The following is a 17254-nucleotide window of genomic DNA, read 5'->3' on the forward strand; positions in this document are numbered from 1 at the left end:
CCGTCGTTGGATGCGCAGGTGTGGCGTGGAGGCATCATGCGGTCGGTTCGGTGGCGGCTCCAAGCCCTCCAGGCGCTGGCGTTGCTCGGGCAGCAGGTTCTCCCATACCGCGTGCTGTCGCTGGCGGTTGATCCATGCGCCGACGTCGCGGCCCGTGGACGAGCACGCCCGGCTGTACATCGGTCAGCCCGGTCTCCTCGGACAGGGGGGTGCGCGCGGTCGCGTAATTGCGCTGCCAGTCGGTGGACCATCCGGGGTTCCAGTCCCGGTCGATCTGCTCCAGCGCCTGGCGCCGCTCCGCCGCGCGGTCGGCGTTCGCACCGAGCCCGCCGGCCTTTCGGAGATTGGCGAGCCACGGACCAACGGCCACCCCGTCCACGAAGGCGTCTTTCGGGGCCGCGAGGCTGCCGTGCACCGAGAAGTACGTACGAGCCGCGGTGAGGTTCTTCCAGAATCCGGCGTCCGCGACCGACCACACCATGCCCACCTCGTTCAGCAGGTCGGCCCGCCAGGGCTAGTGTGCCGAGCCTAAAGGCGCGGCGCTGTTCGCTGACCCATGCGCCCAGCGCATACGTGATGCCGTCCTCGCTCAGGCGCGGACGCGTCCAAGGTCACCTGCGGGTCGCCGGTCTCCTCCACCCACGTGCGCAGCGCGTTGTAGCCGCTCAGCCAGACCTCGGAGTCCGAGTACAGGACGCGGGCGCGCAGGAACAGGGCAACGGTGCCGGGGTCGCGGGGCGGGGAGAACCGCAGCAGCGGCACCGAGCTGCTGCCCGCGCGCTCGTCCTGCTCGCCGTCGTCCGCCCCCTCGCTGGACTCGAGTTCTGCCGTCTCCTCGTCCGGGCCCGGGGTGGCGCTCGTCGTGTCGGCCTGCATCTCGCCGTCGGCATCGGCTGCGGCCTCCGGCGCCTGGCCGCCGTGCTGGTCGGTGCGCGTGCGGCCGGGGTCCAGGGCGACGACCTCGGTCGCCTGTCCTCGGGCTGTGGTGGTGGCGAGCGCCAGGCGCTCGATGGCCCGGGCGTCATGTGCCCTGAATCCCTGGAGGACCGCGACAAGGCTGCGGTAGCTGGGGGAGGCCAAGGCAGTGTGCTTCCCGACGCTCGCCGTACTCTGCGAAGTTCTCGACTGCCAGCCGGGGGACCTGCTGCGCTGGGAGGCGGCCGACGAGCCGGATGGGCTGCCCACTCGGGACGCTCCGGTCGCGACCTGAGGGCCTGACGTCGTCCGAGATTGCGCGTCTCGGGCGGCTGGTCGTCGTTGGAGGGGATGTGACAGCGAAAACGCGGCGTGTGCCCGATGACTTCTCTGATGACGTTCTTGCCGGCTGTCCCGGCATGCCTGTGCGGGATCAGGAGCTGTTGCGGGTTGTGGTCCGTGAAGCGCTGGAGGGGTGTCCTGGGGGGAGTGGACGGTCAGGTTCGCCGGCGTGATCATCGTCAACCGTGATGAGCCCTTCGCGAAGCCGTTCTTCGACCGGTCGGTGGGCCGTTCGGTAAGGGAAGCATGGGCTGCCGGCTTCCGCGCAGGACAGCGACCGCCACCGCCCCGCCCCCCGTGTGGTGATCAGCGACGTACAGGCCGACAGCCCTGGGCGTGACGACCGCAGCAACCGGTCGCTGAACGCCGAATGGGTCGAGATCACCAACCAGACCCGCCGCGCCGTCAACCTGGACGGCTGGACCCTGCGCGACGCGGACGGACACCGCTACCGCTTCGACAACGTCCGCCTCGCCGGCCGCGCCACCGTCCGGATCCACACCGGCATCGGCCGCGACACCCGCACCGACCTCTTCCAGGACCGCCGCGCCTACGTCTGGGACAACAACCGGGACACCGCGACCCTGCGCGACGCCCGCGGCCGCACCGTCGACACCGACTCCTGGGGCCGCAGCCACCACCGCCGCTAACCCCACCCGCGCGAACGCGGCTCCGGCCCCCTGACCGTCGTGCCCCAGGTGGGATGAGGGCAGGGAGCATCCTTTGTGGCTGGCTTGCCCTCATCCCTCCGTGATGCCCGCACCCGAACGGTACGGGCATCACGACGTTCCAGCCCTTGTGGCCGGCGGCGGGATTGGCGGGCCCCGGGTGGTCGGGTGTTGCGTACGCAGAAAGGAAGGGGGACTGCTCCGGGTTCACACTGTGGAGCAGGTCTGCGGGGCTGTGCTGCTGGCGGCCGTGGCATGATCCGGGCCCATGGAGCAGCTTTCGTACTCGGCGGCGTGGCCGGCTCGTTGGTCCGGCGAGGTCACGGGCGCGCTGAGCTGCATGGTTTCGACGTTCGAGGAGCGGTACGGCTATGAGCCGGGCGCGAACGAAGTCCGGATCGCCGGCCGGAAGGATTCCGTTACCCCTGCCATTGATCGGGAGCTCCGGGGATTCGAGGATCTGCTGACGTTCTACGAGGCGATCGACGAGGTCGTCCTGCCGGACGTGGGCAACGGCTACTTCATCCACTCGGCGGACGATGTCCTGCGCCGGCTCGCGGAGGAAGGCCCGGTCTTCGTGCCGGAAGCGGACGACCCTCACGGGATCGTGATCGCTTCGGATGGAGGAGGCATCTCCTACGTCGCCGACCGGGGTGGTGCGATCCACCGGTCACGGACCGCGTCTCTTGACGATGCTGACTTCGACAAGGTCGCCGACAACCTGCCGCAATTCCTAGACCACGTCCGACGCAGCATCATCCGCTTCGTCGAGACGGCTGAGCCCGGAGACCTGTAGTGCTCACCGGCCCGGGACACCGGGGCGTGCCGGCCCAGGTCGGCGCGCGGCCCCAGATTCGATGTGGGGATGACCGGCACACGTGATTACCTGTCACAAAACGTTGGACGCCGCCACCATGAGCGGGTATCACCCACATCCCATCAGGGAGTCTGCTCGTGAATAGGGGGTGGACAGGTCATGGATGCTCTTCATCCGGTTCACGGCGGCGTCGGGGCTGACGTTCTTCGCGAAGACCAAAGCCAGGGGCGGTAGCCGTCGCGGGGTGAGTCGTCCCACTGGGTCGACCAGAACGGCACGTCTACGCTTGGTGGTCCTTGTCGGTGCGTTGGAAGAACCGGCGGTAGTTCTCGATCTTCCTCGCGACGACGGCGGCGGGTTCGGTGTGGTTGTCGACCTCCACGAACGTCACCAGCACCCTGTCCTCAGGGGCGGTCAGCACCGCGTTGGCGCGCAGACTGACGTTCGCGATGAGCAGCGCCGTCTTGAGCGCCATGCGTAGGTGGAGTGTGAGCGTCAGGAGGAGGAAGAGGCCGAGCGCCGGAGGGAGGCGGCAGCGTGGTCGTGCCCGACCTGCGGCCGCGAAGTCTGGCCGGACGACGACTGGGAGACCCGGCCCCCAGGCAGCGACTGCAGCGTCTGCACCAGCATCAGAGGCGCGAGCAGGAGGGCGCCGCGGCCCTCGCCGCGGAGGAAGACCGGGAAGAGGCCGGGAGAAACGGCCTCTTCCGCTTCCTCCGCTGAGCAGAGCGGGGGTTGCTCCCGTAGGCGGCTGCATAGGCGGTTTCGGGATTGCACCGGAGTTACTACCGGAGGTGTGGACTTCCCAAATCGGACACCGCTCGTTTTCGCGGGTCATCCCCGGTGGGCAAGCCTCTGTCGGGCGGGGACACCTCTTTGCCACGCGATAGCCGTGGGGAAGAGGTCGGTTTCGACCGGGGAGCCGGCGGCGGCGCGATGGATACGCGTGTCGGCCCCTAGCCGTCCGACGGCCCCGTGACGGGGCTGTGCGGCGGGCCGCTGGCCTGGGGTCCGCCGGGTCGCCCTGTACCCGTAGTCCCGTTCCGCCCGGGTCTGTGGGTGTGTCAGGCAGGGTGTTGTGCCGTTGCCCGGCCGGGCCAGCGGGGGCCATCTGCCCTTCGGCATGTTGGTGGCACGTGAACCTATACACATCCGACTTCGTCTTTCTATATGACGTTGCGTCAGCAGCGTGACTCGTGGGCGCTGCTGGTTCCCTGGTTGTGAAGGCGCGCGTTCCAGGCGCTGTCGACACGCCCAATCCCCGGTGGTGCGGCGAGTCTGTCCGAAGTAGCTGGAGAAGAAGTGAAGAAGGACCAGTTGTTCACCGGGCTGGGGGGCCCGCCGAGAGGTGCGGTGAGTGCTGATGTCTCGGTTGCGTCGCCCCTTCGCTCCTACGTACTCGATGCTCTGCCGGCAGATTTGAGCGCAGTTGCCGCAGGCCGCATGACGTACCGTGAACTCGCGGACAGGCAGGGGCAGCTTCTGTCCTCCCTTGAGCCGCACGCTCTGCGTGTCGACGACCTTGCTGTGGCGCAGGTGATCCAACTCGATCTGCTCTTCATGGTCAATGGGTTCCTTCCCGGGGGGCCGGGAGCAGTGCCGCGCCACCTGTCGGACGCTGTAGCGGCGCAGTGCGCACGATTCCCCTCGCTCGATCCCCACATGAGCTACGAGCTGCTGATCGATGTCAACGCGGGTGAATGGCACCGGAGCGGCGACATGCGCGTGTTCACCGAGGGTGAGCTCGGCGGGTTGGAGCGGGACTTCTACCTGGGGCACCATCTGTCTGAGCCCACTGTGCGGTCCGCTTTCGGCCTGCTGTGCACACTGCTCCAGGAGCCAGACAGCGTGGATGCGACCGAGACGCTGGGCGGGGTCCTGCGAGGCCTGGAAGAGTTCAGGCTGTACATGGCGCAGTACAGCAAGCTCACCAGGGACGCGTTCAACTCGTTCCGCCAGTACCACATGGGGCATCCGGGCGGCCCACGAGGGGCGAGCGGGGCCTTCATGCCCAGCGTTCAGCTGCTGGAGCTGGCCCTCCTCGCGCCGACGACGGAGTACGAGGTCTATCTCGACCAGTCGATGGCCTACTTCCCGAACTGGTCCCGCCCGCTGATCGCGGAATGGCGGGAGACGTCCAGGAAGGGGGACAACGTTGTCGACGCGGTTCTCGACGGCCGGTTGAAGCTCAACGACGATGCCACCGCCACGTTGCTGAATGTCATCGACAAGTTCGCGGACTTCCGCATGGTGCATCTCGGCGTCACCCGCAAGACGATCCCGGAGGCATTCCCGGCCGGGAGCGTGGTCACCAAGAAGGGCATCGCGCGGCAGACCGGGGAAGCAGACATCCTCGACGACCAGAATCCGGGTACATCCGGCTTCAGCGTCCACAACGTGCTCGTCAACTCGGTCTACCGACTGCTGGAGGCACACCGCAGCGTCGCATCTCTTGGACAGACGCCCACAGACGGAAGGGCGAACTGACGATGTCAACATTCCGAGTGGCCGTTGTCGATGCCTACGCAACCAGCTTCCGATACACGGACGCGTTCAGTGCCATGGGTGGCGAAGTCATCCACATCAGGAGCACGGTCGCGCCTCTGCCTGCGGTCTCTCCCGTGGACACCTCCAGGTTCAGCCACATCCTCGTCAACGAAGGTGAGTTCGAAGACCTTGCGGAGCGGCTGGCGATACTGCAGCCGCGCGCGGTGCTGCCCGGTCGTGAATCCGGGGTGGAGCTCGCCGACGCGCTTTCCGAACGGCTAGGCCTACCGACGAACGGCACCGCGCTCAGCGCGGCTCGCCGCGACAAGTACACACAGATCGAACGGCTCCGATCGTTGGGCATCCCCGCCATGCGACAGATCCGGACCAGTGACGCAACGGAACTGCACGCCTGGCACGCCCTGTCCGGGGGCACCATCGTGGTCAAACCGCTGCGTAGCGGGGCCGGCGAAGGAGTCCGATTCTGTGATCGCCCGGAAGAGGCGGTTGCCGCGCTGGAGGCCGTCAGAGACCGCACGTCCGTCCTGGGAGAACCGATCACCGAGGTGGTCGCCCAGGAGTATCTCGTCGGTGCGGAATACATCGTCAACACCGCCAGCTGCGACGGCGTGCACCAAGTCACCGACGTGTGGAGCACGGACCGCATCAGCCTCAACGGTGTCCGAGACCTGGTCGTCGCCCAGATACTCCTCGGCTCCGACGACCCCGTAGTTCCCGAATTGGTGCCCTTCGCCCGTGAAGTGCTTGACGGGCTGGGCATCCGCTATGGTGCGGCGCACGTAGAGATCAAGCTGACACCCGACGGTCCGCGCCTGGTCGAAGCCGCCGCCCGTGCATCCGGGCTCCCCTACTACGTCGCGGATCTCATAGGTGAGGGCCAACTCGAATGGTCTGCTGATGCATATGTCAGGCCGCAGCGCTTCATGGCCCGGGCAGGATCGGCATACCGGCGCCGAGCAGCGTTCGCCTGGGCGGCACTCGCATCGCCAGTCGCCGGCCGACTGGTCCGCTACTGCGCTCTCGACGAGATCAAGGCGCTGGACACCTTCAACGACCTCAACCTCAACGTGAAGCCCGGCGATCCGATCGTCCCCACGACATGGGATCTGGAGTACCCGGCAACCCTGACCCTCCGGCACCCCGTGGAAGCCATCCTGAGGCGGGACCTCAACACAGTGCGCTATCTCGACGGCGCAGGCATGTACGAAGTCGACACGGACGGGCACCCGGACCCGGCCACGAACTCGGTGTAGCGGCAGGCAACATAGCGCCGCGCCCTGGCCTCCTTCGTGCGAGGCCGGGGCGCGGCAGGCTGGACGTCGTCCTACTGATCTTTTCGTAAGTTCGGTGGGTGTGGTGGGTGGATGGTCAGGCCAGTGTGGGCGAGGAATGACCATGGCAGTCGGGGGTTGGCGTTGATGCGGTGGACGCCTTGCTCGGTAGCGTCGGCGACATCGGCGAGGTGGTCGCCGGCGAGGTTGGCGAGTTCGCGCTACTTGAGCGAGGACCACAGCAGTTCCACCGGGTTCAGCTCGGGAGCGTAGGCGGGTAATCGCTCCAGGGTGAGCCAGTCCTGTTCGGCGACCCAGGCCCGCATCGCCCGGCTCCAGTGGGCGGACAGGCCGTCCCGGACCAGGACCACTCGCTCGCCGCGGTAGAACACCTTCATCTGCTCCAGGACCTCGATGACTCCGGCGGTGTCGTAGCTGCCGGGCTTGAGGTGGAAGCACAGGCGCGCCCCACGATCAGGGTCGGTGGAGTGGTAACCCGAGGCCCCGGCCATCGACGCGCGCTTTCAGTTCAGGCGGTGCCGCAGGAGCGGAGTGCGCCCTCGGGGCGAGTAGGTGCGGCGGATCTGAGGGAGTAGGGAGACGCCTGATTCGTCGAGGAAGACGATCCAGGCACGTGTGTTCACGGCCCCTTTTTGATGCGCGGCCACTCATGCGCGATCCAACGGGCGATCTCCGACTCGTTCCGCTCGACCGCCCGTCGCTCGGGCCGTTGCAGGCTCCATCCGAGCCGGCTGGTCAGCAGCCGCCACACCGACGCCCTCGACAACACCACCCCCGTTGCCCGGGTGACGACCGCGCCGACTCGTTCCAGGGTCCACAGGTCGGCCTCGAAACCATGAGCCTGGGCACCTTGCTCCAACGCAGCCCGGATCGTCTCGACCTGGGTGTCGTCCAGCTTGGGTGGCCGTCCGGTGGCTGCCCGTCGCCGCAGGGCCGAAGCACCGCCTTGCTCCCACATCCGCCGCCAACGCCGCACAGTCTCGGCACACACCTCACCGCCCTCGCGATGTCCGCATTCGAGACCCCGTCCTCGAACAACTCGACTGCCCGAACACGACGGGCCTCCGCCAACTGAGGCCGCGACAATGGAGGAAGGGAAGGGCCGGCAATCAAAGGAGAAGGTTGATAAGCCACCCCGACAGCCTCCCACCCACGTGGCCACCACACCCACCGAACTCACGAAAAGAATCAGTAGATGGCCTCGCCGTCTCGAAGCTTCTTGCGGAGATGTGGGCCGTGAGCGTCAGAGCCGTCGTCCTGCTGTCGAGGTGACGCTGATCACGAGTGCTCTTGAGGGGGCGCTGCGCACGCTTGCAAGGGTCGTCGAGGTAGAGGCCAGGGGGCGGGCGAGGCCTCTGTCGTTGTCTGATGCTGCGTCAGAAAAGTCAGCAAGTGGTCAGCATGAGTCCTGAAAAACCTAGGGAAAGCTGCCCGGACATGCGAATCGTTGTAGAGTGTGAAAACAGCACTTGACCTGCAAAAACGCAGGCAGGGAGCCTACGCCCAGGAGCACCTCAATGCTACGAACGATATTCAAGTCCAAGATCCACCGGGCCACAGTCACCCAGGCCGACCTGCACTACGTGGGGTCCGTGACCATCGATGCCGATCTGATGGACGCCGCCGACCTGCTGCCCGGTGAGCTGGTGCATATCGTGGACATAGACAACGGCGCGCGGCTGGAGACCTACGTCATCGAGGGCGAGCGCGGCTCCGGCGTCATCGGGATCAACGGCGCCGCCGCCCACCTCGTGCACCCCGGTGACCTGGTCATTCTCATCAGTTACGCCCAGGTCGACGACGCCGAGGCGCGTGCGCTGGTGCCGAAGGTCGTGCACGTGGACGCCGGCAACCGCATCGTCGAGCTGGGCACCGACGCGTCCGCGCCGGTGCCGGGGTCGCGTACCGAGCGCAGTCCGCACGCCGTTCCCGCGAGGGGCTGATCGGCCCCTCGCGCAGCAGCGAGGAGCTTCCCCATGGCAGCAGAGCGTGCCGCGGTCGACATCCGGGACGACCGGGAGAGCGGCAGACTGGTGGCCTACCTGGACGGTGTCGCCGCCGGGGTCGTCGCGTACTTCGTGATGGACCCCGGGCCAGGCGCCCTCGTGGCCGTGCACACCGTCGTGGAGCCGCAGTACGGAGGCCGAGGCATCGGCAGCGCCCTCGTGCGTGAGTTCTACTCCATGGCGGCCCGCGAAGGGGTGCCGGTCGTGCCGCTGTGCCCCTACGCCGCCGAATGGGCCCGCCGCCACCCCGAGCAGGCTCCGCAGGTCTCCCAGGAGCTCGTGCGGAGCGCCGGACTGCAGCTCGGAGCGCACCGGGAGATGTTCTGAGGCATGCCTCCGGGTGCCGTCCGGGGGTGGGTACGTGTGGACTCGGCAGGCGAGGGCAGCCGCACGGGGAGACGGTGGAGAGGAGATCCACTCGTCCTGTCCGATGCACTTGGAGGCACGACATGACGCACCCGTATCCCGATCCCGTACCGCCCGCGCCGACGCCGCCGCCCGTGCCGGGGCCGCCCACACCGGTGCCCTCCCCGCCGCCGGTGCCGCCGGGCCCGGTCCCGCCCGGTCCGGCGCCGGACCCGATCCCGCAGCCGCCGGGCCCGAATCCCGACCCGGTGCCCGAGCCCGAGCCTTCGCCCCAGCCCGCGGGTGGGCCCGCCTAGGGGTTCTCGGCCGGCTCCTGGAGTTCCCCGGCCGGGCCGAAGAGCGCGGTCAGCGCCTCCGCGTGGCCCAGGCCGCTCTCCGCGGCCACCGAGTCCAGGGACTGCGCGTCGCGCACCGGTGCGAAGCGCAGGGCGCCGGGTTCCCCGGCGAAGCCGTACACGGCCGGCCGGGGGAGACTGTTGTACGCCCACGGGGTCGAGAAGTAGTACGCGCCCGTGTCGTAGAGGGCCACGAAGTCGCCCTCCCGGAGTTCCGGCAGCTCCCGGGCGTGGGCCACCACGTCACCGGCGAAGCAGCACGGCCCCGCGATGTCCTGCACCATCGTCGGCCCGTTCCGGGGGAGGCCCTCCGCGTCGAACGCGCCGATCCTGAGAGGCCAGGCGTCGGGCATCAGGACGGTCCGGGTGGCGATCTGCGCCCCCGCGTGGGTCAGTGCGACGCGGCGCCCGCCCGCGTCCTTCGTGTACTCCACCCGGGCGCCGATGAAGCCGTTCTTCGCGAGCAGGGACCTGCCGAACTCGGTGACGAGGTCGTACCGCCCGTCGAAGAGCCCCGGTACGGACGTGCGGAGGGCCGCGACGTACTCGGAGAACAGCGGCCGGGTCCGGTCGTCGTCGAAGTTGACGGGCAGCCCGCCCCCGATGTCGATCCCGGTGATCCGGCGCGTGCCCAGGGCCCCGTTGATCTCCTCGGCCAGGGCGTACGTCTCGGCGATCCCCGCCGCGATGAGCTCCAGGGGGCAGCCCTGGGATCCCACGTGGGCGTGCAGCCGGGTCAGCCAGGGCCGCTCGGCGAACGTACGCACGACCTGCTCGCGGGCGCCCGGGTCGCGCAGGGCCACGCCGAACTTCGACGTCGGCGTCGCCGTGCTCATGGCACCGATGGAACCTCCTCCGACCTGCGGATTCACCCGCAGCCCGAGGACGGAGGCCGAGCCGGGGGAGCGGAGCCCGTCGATGCGGCGGATCTCGCCGAAACTGTCCGCGTTCACCGCGACACCGAGGGCCAGCGCCAGGCGGAGTTCGTCGCGGGTCTTCGCGGGTGAGTCCAGGACGATGCGTTCGGGAGGGAAACCGGCCTCGAACGCGAGCCGCAGTTCGCCGGGCCCGGCCACCTCGCACCCCATGCCGCAGTCGGCGAGCAGCCTCAGCACGGGGACCAGGGAGGCGGCCTTGGCGGCGAAGGTGTGCAGCACCCGCACACGGGGCTCCGTCGCGAACGCGTCCCTCAGTGAGGCGACCGAGGCGCGCACCCCGTCCGCGTCGAGGAACCCCGCGAGGGGCCGCGTCTCACCGAGCATCCCCTCCGCGACGGCCAGGCGGAGCGCCTCGGCGAACCTCGTGGAGCGCTGAGCGTGGACCGTGTCCCGGGAGGGCACGGGGTCCGGTGGCATACGGCGGGTCTCGTCGATGGGAGCCTCCCAGGTCGGCGTGCGCCCTCAGGCGATCAGCGGGACGACTGCCTCCGGGGTCAGCATCCGGAAGGTGAAAGCCTGCTGGAAGTAGAGCCGGATGTTCCGTGCGTCGTGGTCCAGATACCCGATGGAGAGGTCCTGGCCCAGGCACAGTTCGAAGTCGCCGCCCCGGGTGGACAGCAGCACACCGCCGGACACGGCGGGTGCCCACAGGATCGGGTCCTCCAGGATCCGGGCCAGGTGGGTCGCCACCGGGTAGCCGTGGTCGGACGTCTCGGTCGCCTCGGTGAAGGCCTCGGCGCCTAGCAGCAGCCGGTACGGTCCGTCCACGCCGGCGAGGCGCAGCCGGGTCAGTGCCTGACTGACCGTGGCCGGGTAGTCGCGAGCGTCCGCGGGCAGCGGCAGCGGGGCGTGCGAGGAACCGTCCCGCAGCCCGGTGATGCCCGCTGCCGCGTATCCGTCGATGACGGCCATGTCCTCGGCGAACGCGCAGGTCCGCGCGGCGTCCTTGACGGGCTGCCAGTCGCTGTCCTCCGAGCCCCGCTCGACGTCGTCGACGGCCGCCCGGGAGACGGTGAAGGGCACCCGCCACTCGATGACGGGGGTGGAGGTGCGGGCGCGGGCGATGACGTCGGGGGTGGGCGGGTCGATGTCGCGCAGGTGCCCGTCGCCGACCGCCGAGAACCCGGGGCCCTGCGGGTCGGTCACGTCCACGACCCGGCGGGCCGCGACATGCCGGCTGAACGTGCGCCGGGCCTCCTCCTCGATCTGGACCCAGGCGGATTCGGTGACGGGTGCGAGTTCACGGTGGAGGTTGTTCATCACGGGGCGCTTTCTTGCAGGCTGCCGATGCGCAGCGAACCGTCGTGCACCGCCGCCCGGTCCGAGGGCCGTGACGCGTCGGCCCGCGGTTCGGGCGCGGCCTCGGCCGCGACGGGTGAGGGCGGTGGCGGAGGGGAGTCGAGGAAGTCGGCGCTGGGGGCGTGGAAGAGGGTGCCGGTGACGGCGGTCGAGAAGTCGAGAATGCGGTCGTGGGTACCGGGCGGACTGCCCAGGAACATGTTGCGGAGCATCTGTTCGGTGACGCCGGGGTCGGCCGCGTACCCGATGAAGTACGTCCCGAACTGGCCCTGTTCGAAGCTGCCGAACGGCATGTTGGCGCGCAGGATGTCGTGTTCGGTGCCGTCGGCGTCCGTGATGGTGTTCAGGGCGACGTGCGAGTCGGCCGGCTTCACGTCGTCGGCGAGCTCGATGTCGGAGAACTTCGTGCGGCCGATGATCCGTTCCTGCTCCTCCGTGGCGAGCCGGTTCCAGCCGGGCAGGTCGTGGAGGTATTTCTGGACGATCACATAACTGCCGCCCTCGAAGCCGGGGTCCTCGGGCCCGACGACCGCGGCCCTGCGCGCGTCGTCACCGACCGGGTTCTCCGTGCCGTCGACGAAGCCGAGCAGGTCCCGGTGGTCGAAGTAGCGGAAGCCCTGGACCTCGTCGACGACCTTCACCGCGCCGGTCAGCCGGTCCAGGAGGTGCGAGGCCCACTCGTAGCAGACGTCCATCCGCTCGGCCCGTACGTGGAACAGCAGGTCACCCGGCGTGGCCGGAGCACGGTGCAGCGGACCCCGCAACTCCTGGAAGGGGTGGAGGTGCGCCGGCCGGGGGCCCGCGAAGAGCCGGTCCCAGGCGTCGGAGCCGAAGCCCGTCACACACGCGAGGCCCGCGCCGGGCACCCGGAATCCGACCGACCGCGCGAACGCCGCGAGGTCCGGCAGGACGTCCCGCACGGCCGGCTCGCCGCCCGGCTCGATCGTCGCGACCAGGACCAGTGCGGCGCTGGTCAGCGGCGCGACGACGGGCTGGACGACGACCGGGTCCGGTACTGCCTCGGACATGCGCGCACTCCGTGGGTGGTGGACAAAACTCCCTGCCACTTACGCACACCACGGCCCGGGCCGCATCCCGCGCCGGTCCGGACGGGCTACCCCGCGACAGCCGGACTCGTCGACCTGGCCGGCGCGCCCTCGCGGTGTGGGCCGGCGGTGGGGGAGACGACCGGATCGGGGAGTCGCGCCCCGTCGGCGGGCCGGGCCGGCGGACGGGCGGCTCACGTCCCGCCGGGACCGTCCGACGGCTGATGCGGCACCCCCGGTGCGGACGCTTCGCGGAGCCTGGGGAGCAGATGGGCGCCGACGCGGGCGATCTCCTGCTTGTAGGGGGTGTCGGACAGGATGAAGTGGGTGACCCCGAGCTTGCGATAGGACTCCAGCGAGGCCGCGACCTCGTCCGGGGAGCCGACCAGCCAGGTGGTCGCGGCTCCGCCGCCGCCGAACCTGCCGGGGGTGGTGTAGAGGCAGGTGTCGAGCACCTCGCCCCGGGCGGCGAGGCCGAGGAGCCGCTGCTGCCCGACCGCGTCCCGCTGGTTCGGTGCCCAGTGCACCCCGTCCGTGCGGGCCATCTCCGCCACCTTCTCCTCCGCGGCCCGCCACGCCTCCTCGGCCGTGTCACGCACCAGCGTGGTGATCCGCAGGCCGAACTCCAACGGCCGGTGACGGCGCCCGTCGCGCTCGCTCAACGCCCTTAGCCGGTCGACGCGTTCGGCGATGCCGTCGAGGGGCTCGCCCCAGAAGAGCTGGACGTCCGCCTCGGCCACCGACACGCGCTCGGCGGCCGGGGAGGCGCCGCCGAAGTAGAGCGTGGGGTGGTGCCGGCCGTTGCCCACCCAGGGGCGCGGTGCGACGGTCGAGCCCGTGACCTGGAAGTACGCACCGGTGTACGTGACGTCCTCCTCGGTCCACAGACGCCGCAGAAGGTGCATGAACTCCTCGGTACGGGCGTACCGCGCCGCCGGATCGGTGTTCGTGTCACCGTACGCACCCGGGTCGTCCCGGCCACTGACGATGTTGAGGAGGACGCGCCCCCGGCTGAGCTGGTCGAGGGTGGCCGCCGCACCGGCGAGCTGGGCGGGCTGCCAGTAGCCCGGACGGATCGCGATCAGCGGCTCGAACGTCGTGGTCCGGGCCGCCAGGGCGGTGGCGACCGTGAAGGTGTCGGGCCGCCCCCACCCGGTGCCGATCAGGGCGCCGTTCCAGCCGTGCGCCTCCACCGTGCGGGCGAGGTCGGTGGAGTACTCGGCGGACCCCCAGCCGGACACCGTGTCGTCGCCGCGGTGCCCCGGCTCGACGGTGTTGGGGACGTACCAGAGGAACTTCGGGCTCATCGTGTCTTCCGATCACTGCTCGGGCCCCGGCCGGAGCGACGCGGGCCGGGCCGCCGGTGCTGAGGAGGCGCGGGGGCGGTCCCCGCCGGGGCCCCGACCGCGGAGCGGAGGAGCCGTTGCCGTACCTCCGTGTCCGGTCGGGGACTCCGGGGTACGGGCTGGACGCGTCACGGGACCGGCGGCCCGGTGGCACACAGCCGTGCACGGTCAGGACGCGACCGTGGGGCGGACGTACGGATGGGCGGACGGGGCCGCGTGCAGGGGTGGGGTGAAGGTCAACACCCGGCGCCGGAGGCGCGGACGAGGTCGGGACAGCGCTCGCTGGGAAGGGGCTGAACCTCGGTCATGCGATCGAGTCTCGGTGCGGCCCTCCGGATTGTCAATGAGCCCCCCGTGCTCTCGCGGAACGCGGCTGCCCCCGGCCCTCGTCGGGCCGGGGGCAGCGCGGACGGCGGAGTTATTCGGCGGCGGCGGCCTGCTGGACCGCGGCCGTGTCGACGAGGAAGCCGCCGGACTGGTGGTGCCAGAGCTTGGCGTAGGCGCCGTCGGTGAGCAGCAGTTCGTGGTGCGTCCCCTGCTCGACGATGCTGCCGTGGTCGAGGACGATGAGGTGGTCCATCGCCGCGACCGTGCTCAGCCGGTGCGCGACCACCAGCGCGGTCCGGCCCTCCATCAGCTGCCACAGGGCCTGCTGCACGAGGGTCTCGCTCTCCGAGTCCAGTGCGCTCGTCGCCTCGTCCAGCAGCAGGACCGGAGCGTCGCGCAGGATCGCCCGGGCCAGGGCCACGCGCTGGCGCTGCCCGCCGGACAGCTTGACGCCGCGCTCCCCGACCATCGTGTCGAAGCCGGCGGGGAGGTGATCGGCGAATTCCGTGACGTGCGCCGCGTCGGCGGCAGCGCGGATCTCGGCGTCGGTGGCTCCGGGACGGGCGAACAGGATGTTCTCACGCAGCGTGCGGTGGAACATCGCCGGTTCCTGGGGTACGTACGCGATCAGGCTCCGCAGGTCGGACTGGCGCATCCTGCTGATGTCCTGACCCCCGATCAGGATGCGCCCCGACTGGACGTCGGCCATGCGCAGGAGCAGCCGGGTGAGCGTGGTCTTGCCGCCACCCGAACGTCCGACGAGACCGAGCCGCGTCCCGCTCGGCACGTCGAGGTCGAGCCCATCGAAGATCGGCCGGCTTCCCGCGTGGGCGAAGCCGACGTGCTCGAAGCGGACGTCGGCAGATCCCGGACGGACCGCTTCGGGGGCCGGCGGGTCCAGCACGGTGGGCGGTTCCACGAGCAGTTCGGTGAACTGCGCCGCCTCCGTCATCGAGCTTTCGAGCCGCCGGTAGATCTGGTTGAACTCGAACATGATGCGTGTCGAACCGGTGTAGTAGGTGAACGCGACCACGATCGCCTCCACGCTGCCCCCGCCCGCGGCGAACGAGACGGCGAGGAGCAGACCGAGACCGTTGGTCAGCACCGACATGGGGGCGACCAGCGTGTCGATCCGGAGGTTGCCGTAGTCCCAGGAGCGCAGGGTCAGTCTGCGCGACTCCGCGACCCGGGACCGGTGTTCGGCGGCCTCCCGCTCCTCGGCGGCGAACGCGCGGACGGTGTCCATGTTCATCAGGGCGTCGGACACGTGCCCGGAGACCCGTGCGATGGCCTCCTCGCGTTCGTTGACCAGCCGCTGCCGACGACGGATGAGGGGTGCGGCGCAGAACGCGGTCAGGACGATCATCGTCAGCAGACCGGCGACCAGCAGGGGGTCGTAGTGCCAGAGGACCACCGTGCCGAACAGCAGCGGTGCCAGGCTCCCCACGACGTTGAAGGTCAGCGTGTCGACGAACTCCTCGAAGCGGGCGGCGAAACTCAGCACCCGCTTGGTCAGGGAGCCGGCGAAGTTGTCCTGGTAGAACGACGCGTCCTTGGCGAACAACGCGTCCATGCCGGTGACGTACAGGTGCTCGATGCCGCGGGCGTCGACCCGGTTCAGGCAGTGCAGACCCAGCCTCCACAGGGTCTCCGCGAGGAGCAGGACCCCGGCGAACACCCCGACGTAGGGGAGCGCGTCGTGTAAGCCGATGGCCCCGTCCTCGGCGATGCGGCCCACCAGCTTGGCGACGACCAGCGGGGCGACGTAGGTGATCCCGATGTTGCCGAGTGCGGGGAGCAGGAGAGCCGGAACCGACAGCCCTCGTTGGCGGGACAGTTCGTTCAGGTAGTGACGGAGTGCGAGCCGGACCGGGCCCCTGTCCGGCCCGGTGCCCTGTGCGTGCTGCGATCCCATGCCGACCTCGTGTCGTTGCGCGGGCAGTTGCGCCGGACCCCGCCACGGTGGCCGGCCTCCGCCCCGGGGGCGTGGCGAACCACCGGGCACATGCGCTCGTGCCGCGTGCGCGGCGAGGTGTCCGGGGGAGAAAGTCTTCCGTGACCGTGTGTCCGGCGTCCAAGTGTTTTCGGGGTACACCGGTGCGTTTCGGCCTCGTCGGCCGCGCGCCCCCGCACCACCCGGTGCGCCGCGTCAGGAGTCTCAGGACGGCACTCGCGGTGCATGCCTGCGGGGCTCGCGCCGGTCCTACGGGGCGGACGGCGCGGGCCGCACGGACGGGCGGGCGCTCGGAGGCGGACCCCCTCAAAGCGGCCACAGGGATTCAGGCCCGGAGCAGGTCTGTGAGGGCCTGCCGCACCTCGGCGGGTGGCGGAATCCCGGCGCGTCCCGCACCTCGGCGGGTGGCGGAATCCCGGCGCGACGCGACCGGGGGCCAGGCCCGCCCCAAGGGCTGTCCCGTCATCCCTGGCGGGCTCGCGACGACCGCTACGGCACCTCGCCGCGTCGTCGGGGCGCCGGAACGCGTCCCGGATGCGGTCCTCCGCCGTGCGGTGCACCGCATGTGACCGCGCGCTGATCCACCACGGACGGCGGGGCAGCCCTCAGCCGAACAGATCCTCCTCCTCGGGGATCAGATGCATGGCCGCTTCCTCCGCCGAGGCCGCGGCGCCGTCGATCCCCACGTCCTGCGCGGTGAGGGTGGAGGCGACGTGCCCGTCGCCCTCCTGCGTGAGGCGGCCCGCCCGGTCGGTGCCGACTTCGAGGTCGTAGGGCTCCCCGTCGCCGTCCTCGAGGTCGCCGATGCCGTCGCCGGTGTCCGAGGTCTCCGGAACCTCCCTGGTCAGGCGGCTGTCGAGGGATTCGCCCGATTGCTGCTCCGCGGCCGTCGTGCCCTTGTCGTCGACCGCCCAGGGCCGCTCCGGCGGGGAGTACCCCTCGTCCAGGACGTCGGTGATCCCGGAGGTGTCCAGCGTGTCCTCCACGTCCAGCAGGTCGTCCGGGTCCGAGGCCTCCGGCTCCTGCGGCTGGTAGACGTCGTCCCCCCGGTCGCTGTCCGTCATGGCGTGCCCCTTCCTCCGGGTGCCCCTCTAC

17 protein-coding genes and 1 pseudogene are annotated in these 17254 nt (G+C 70.1%); 7 read left to right on the plus strand and 11 right to left on the minus strand.

Annotation, left to right across the window (positions count from 1 at the left end):
- Positions 1-34 precede the first annotated feature (34 nt).
- Positions 35-481, minus strand: a complete 447-nt coding sequence (locus OHT61_RS28820; RefSeq protein WP_329042216.1) for a helicase associated domain-containing protein — start codon at positions 479-481, stop codon at positions 35-37.
- 47 nt (positions 482-528) lie between these two features.
- A complete protein-coding gene (locus OHT61_RS28825) occupies positions 529-1080 on the minus strand; it encodes a hypothetical protein (protein WP_329042217.1) in 552 nt (183 codons plus the stop codon).
- On the opposite strand from OHT61_RS28825, the pseudogene OHT61_RS28830 reads away from it, so the two are divergent.
- The 3 genes and pseudogenes from OHT61_RS28830 to OHT61_RS28840 form a co-directional block, all read left to right on the plus strand.
- Positions 1070-1210, plus strand: a pseudogene (locus OHT61_RS28830) (helix-turn-helix domain-containing protein); the annotation flags it as partial. The gene OHT61_RS28825 and the pseudogene OHT61_RS28830 overlap by 11 nt on opposite strands.
- A 298-nt stretch (positions 1211-1508) precedes the next feature.
- On the plus strand, positions 1509-1907 hold the full coding sequence (locus OHT61_RS28835) for a lamin tail domain-containing protein (protein WP_329043419.1): 399 nt from the start codon (positions 1509-1511) through the stop codon (positions 1905-1907).
- A gap of 286 nt (positions 1908-2193) precedes the next feature.
- Positions 2194-2721, plus strand: coding sequence for a hypothetical protein (locus OHT61_RS28840; protein WP_329042218.1), 528 nt, complete (start codon positions 2194-2196; stop codon positions 2719-2721).
- A gap of 301 nt (positions 2722-3022) precedes the next feature.
- Here the strand turns inward: OHT61_RS28840 and OHT61_RS28845 are convergent, their stop codons facing one another.
- Entirely contained in the window at positions 3023-3217 is a 195-nt protein-coding gene (locus OHT61_RS28845) for a replication-relaxation family protein (protein WP_329042219.1), read from the minus strand.
- Positions 3218-4044: 827 nt separating this feature from the next.
- Between OHT61_RS28845 and OHT61_RS28850 the strand changes: the two genes are divergently transcribed.
- Both OHT61_RS28850 and OHT61_RS28855 read left to right on the plus strand, forming a co-directional pair.
- Entirely contained in the window at positions 4045-5229 is a 1185-nt protein-coding gene (locus OHT61_RS28850) for a hypothetical protein (RefSeq protein ID WP_329042221.1), read from the plus strand.
- Positions 5230-5363: 134 nt separating this feature from the next.
- Positions 5364-6503, plus strand: a complete 1140-nt coding sequence (locus OHT61_RS28855) for an ATP-grasp domain-containing protein (RefSeq protein WP_329042222.1) — start codon at positions 5364-5366, stop codon at positions 6501-6503.
- A gap of 239 nt (positions 6504-6742) precedes the next feature.
- On the opposite strand, the gene OHT61_RS28860 is transcribed toward OHT61_RS28855, so the two are convergent.
- Together OHT61_RS28860 and OHT61_RS32595 are read right to left on the minus strand one after the other, a co-directional pair.
- Positions 6743-7033 carry a transposase gene (locus tag OHT61_RS28860; RefSeq protein WP_329042223.1) on the minus strand — a complete coding sequence of 97 codons (291 nt, stop codon included), beginning with the start codon at positions 7031-7033 and terminating at the stop codon, positions 6743-6745.
- A gap of 128 nt (positions 7034-7161) precedes the next feature.
- Positions 7162-7722, minus strand: a complete 561-nt coding sequence (locus OHT61_RS32595) for a winged helix-turn-helix domain-containing protein (RefSeq protein ID WP_443049567.1) — start codon at positions 7720-7722, stop codon at positions 7162-7164.
- A 337-nt stretch (positions 7723-8059) separates the two neighbouring features.
- Here OHT61_RS32595 and panD point away from each other — a divergent pair, with 337 nt between their 5' ends.
- Both panD and OHT61_RS28875 read left to right on the plus strand, forming a co-directional pair.
- Positions 8060-8485: an aspartate 1-decarboxylase gene (gene panD, locus OHT61_RS28870; RefSeq protein ID WP_329042225.1), complete on the plus strand. Its 426-nt coding sequence runs from the start codon at positions 8060-8062 to the stop codon at positions 8483-8485.
- A gap of 33 nt (positions 8486-8518) precedes the next feature.
- Positions 8519-8875 carry a GNAT family N-acetyltransferase gene (locus tag OHT61_RS28875; protein WP_329042227.1) on the plus strand — a complete coding sequence of 119 codons (357 nt, stop codon included), beginning with the start codon at positions 8519-8521 and terminating at the stop codon, positions 8873-8875.
- A 331-nt stretch (positions 8876-9206) separates the two neighbouring features.
- On the opposite strand, the gene OHT61_RS28880 is transcribed toward OHT61_RS28875, so the two are convergent.
- The 6 genes from OHT61_RS28880 to OHT61_RS28905 form a co-directional block, all read right to left on the minus strand.
- Positions 9207-10604 carry a diaminopimelate decarboxylase gene (locus OHT61_RS28880; protein WP_329042228.1) on the minus strand — a complete coding sequence of 466 codons (1398 nt, stop codon included), beginning with the start codon at positions 10602-10604 and terminating at the stop codon, positions 9207-9209.
- Between the two features lie 45 nt (positions 10605-10649).
- Positions 10650-11447: a family 1 encapsulin nanocompartment shell protein gene (locus tag OHT61_RS28885; protein WP_329043420.1), complete on the minus strand. Its 798-nt coding sequence runs from the start codon at positions 11445-11447 to the stop codon at positions 10650-10652.
- Positions 11447-12514, minus strand: coding sequence for a Dyp-type peroxidase (locus tag OHT61_RS28890; protein ID WP_329042229.1), 1068 nt, complete (start codon positions 12512-12514; stop codon positions 11447-11449). The genes OHT61_RS28885 and OHT61_RS28890 overlap by 1 nt, the downstream gene beginning before the upstream one ends.
- Before the next feature lie 212 nt (positions 12515-12726).
- Entirely contained in the window at positions 12727-13839 is a 1113-nt protein-coding gene (locus OHT61_RS28895; RefSeq protein WP_329042230.1) for an LLM class flavin-dependent oxidoreductase, read from the minus strand.
- Positions 13840-14296: 457 nt separating this feature from the next.
- Positions 14297-16120, minus strand: a complete 1824-nt coding sequence (locus OHT61_RS28900; RefSeq protein ID WP_329042231.1) for an ABC transporter ATP-binding protein — start codon at positions 16118-16120, stop codon at positions 14297-14299.
- A 644-nt stretch (positions 16121-16764) separates the two neighbouring features.
- A complete protein-coding gene (locus OHT61_RS28905) occupies positions 16765-17223 on the minus strand; it encodes a DUF5709 domain-containing protein (protein ID WP_329042232.1) in 459 nt (152 codons plus the stop codon).
- Positions 17224-17254: the final 31 nt, after the last annotated feature.

This window comes from Streptomyces sp. NBC_00178 (assembly GCF_036206005.1).
Taxonomy (GTDB): domain Bacteria; phylum Actinomycetota; class Actinomycetes; order Streptomycetales; family Streptomycetaceae; genus Streptomyces.

What these genes read in the sequence shown, in the direction of transcription:
- OHT61_RS28840 (WP_329042218.1), top strand. Translation starts at nt 2,194, where the DNA reads ATGGAGCAGCTTTCGTACTCGGCGGCGTGGCCGGCTCGTTGGTCCGGC.
- OHT61_RS28880 (WP_329042228.1), bottom strand. Translation starts at nt 10,604, where the DNA reads ATGCCACCGGACCCCGTGCCCTCCCGGGACACGGTCCACGCTCAGCGC.
- OHT61_RS28860 (WP_329042223.1), bottom strand. Translation starts at nt 7,033, where the DNA reads ATGGCCGGGGCCTCGGGTTACCACTCCACCGACCCTGATCGTGGGGCG.
- OHT61_RS28905 (WP_329042232.1), bottom strand. Translation starts at nt 17,223, where the DNA reads ATGACGGACAGCGACCGGGGGGACGACGTCTACCAGCCGCAGGAGCCG.
- OHT61_RS28895 (WP_329042230.1), bottom strand. Translation starts at nt 13,839, where the DNA reads ATGAGCCCGAAGTTCCTCTGGTACGTCCCCAACACCGTCGAGCCGGGG.
- OHT61_RS28845 (WP_329042219.1), bottom strand. Translation starts at nt 3,217, where the DNA reads ATGGCGCTCAAGACGGCGCTGCTCATCGCGAACGTCAGTCTGCGCGCC.
- OHT61_RS28900 (WP_329042231.1), bottom strand. Translation starts at nt 16,120, where the DNA reads ATGGGATCGCAGCACGCACAGGGCACCGGGCCGGACAGGGGCCCGGTC.
- OHT61_RS28890 (WP_329042229.1), bottom strand. Translation starts at nt 12,514, where the DNA reads ATGTCCGAGGCAGTACCGGACCCGGTCGTCGTCCAGCCCGTCGTCGCG.
- OHT61_RS28875 (WP_329042227.1), top strand. Translation starts at nt 8,519, where the DNA reads ATGGCAGCAGAGCGTGCCGCGGTCGACATCCGGGACGACCGGGAGAGC.
- panD (WP_329042225.1), top strand. Translation starts at nt 8,060, where the DNA reads ATGCTACGAACGATATTCAAGTCCAAGATCCACCGGGCCACAGTCACC.
- OHT61_RS28820 (WP_329042216.1), bottom strand. Translation starts at nt 481, where the DNA reads ATGGTGTGGTCGGTCGCGGACGCCGGATTCTGGAAGAACCTCACCGCG.
- OHT61_RS28885 (WP_329043420.1), bottom strand. Translation starts at nt 11,447, where the DNA reads ATGAACAACCTCCACCGTGAACTCGCACCCGTCACCGAATCCGCCTGG.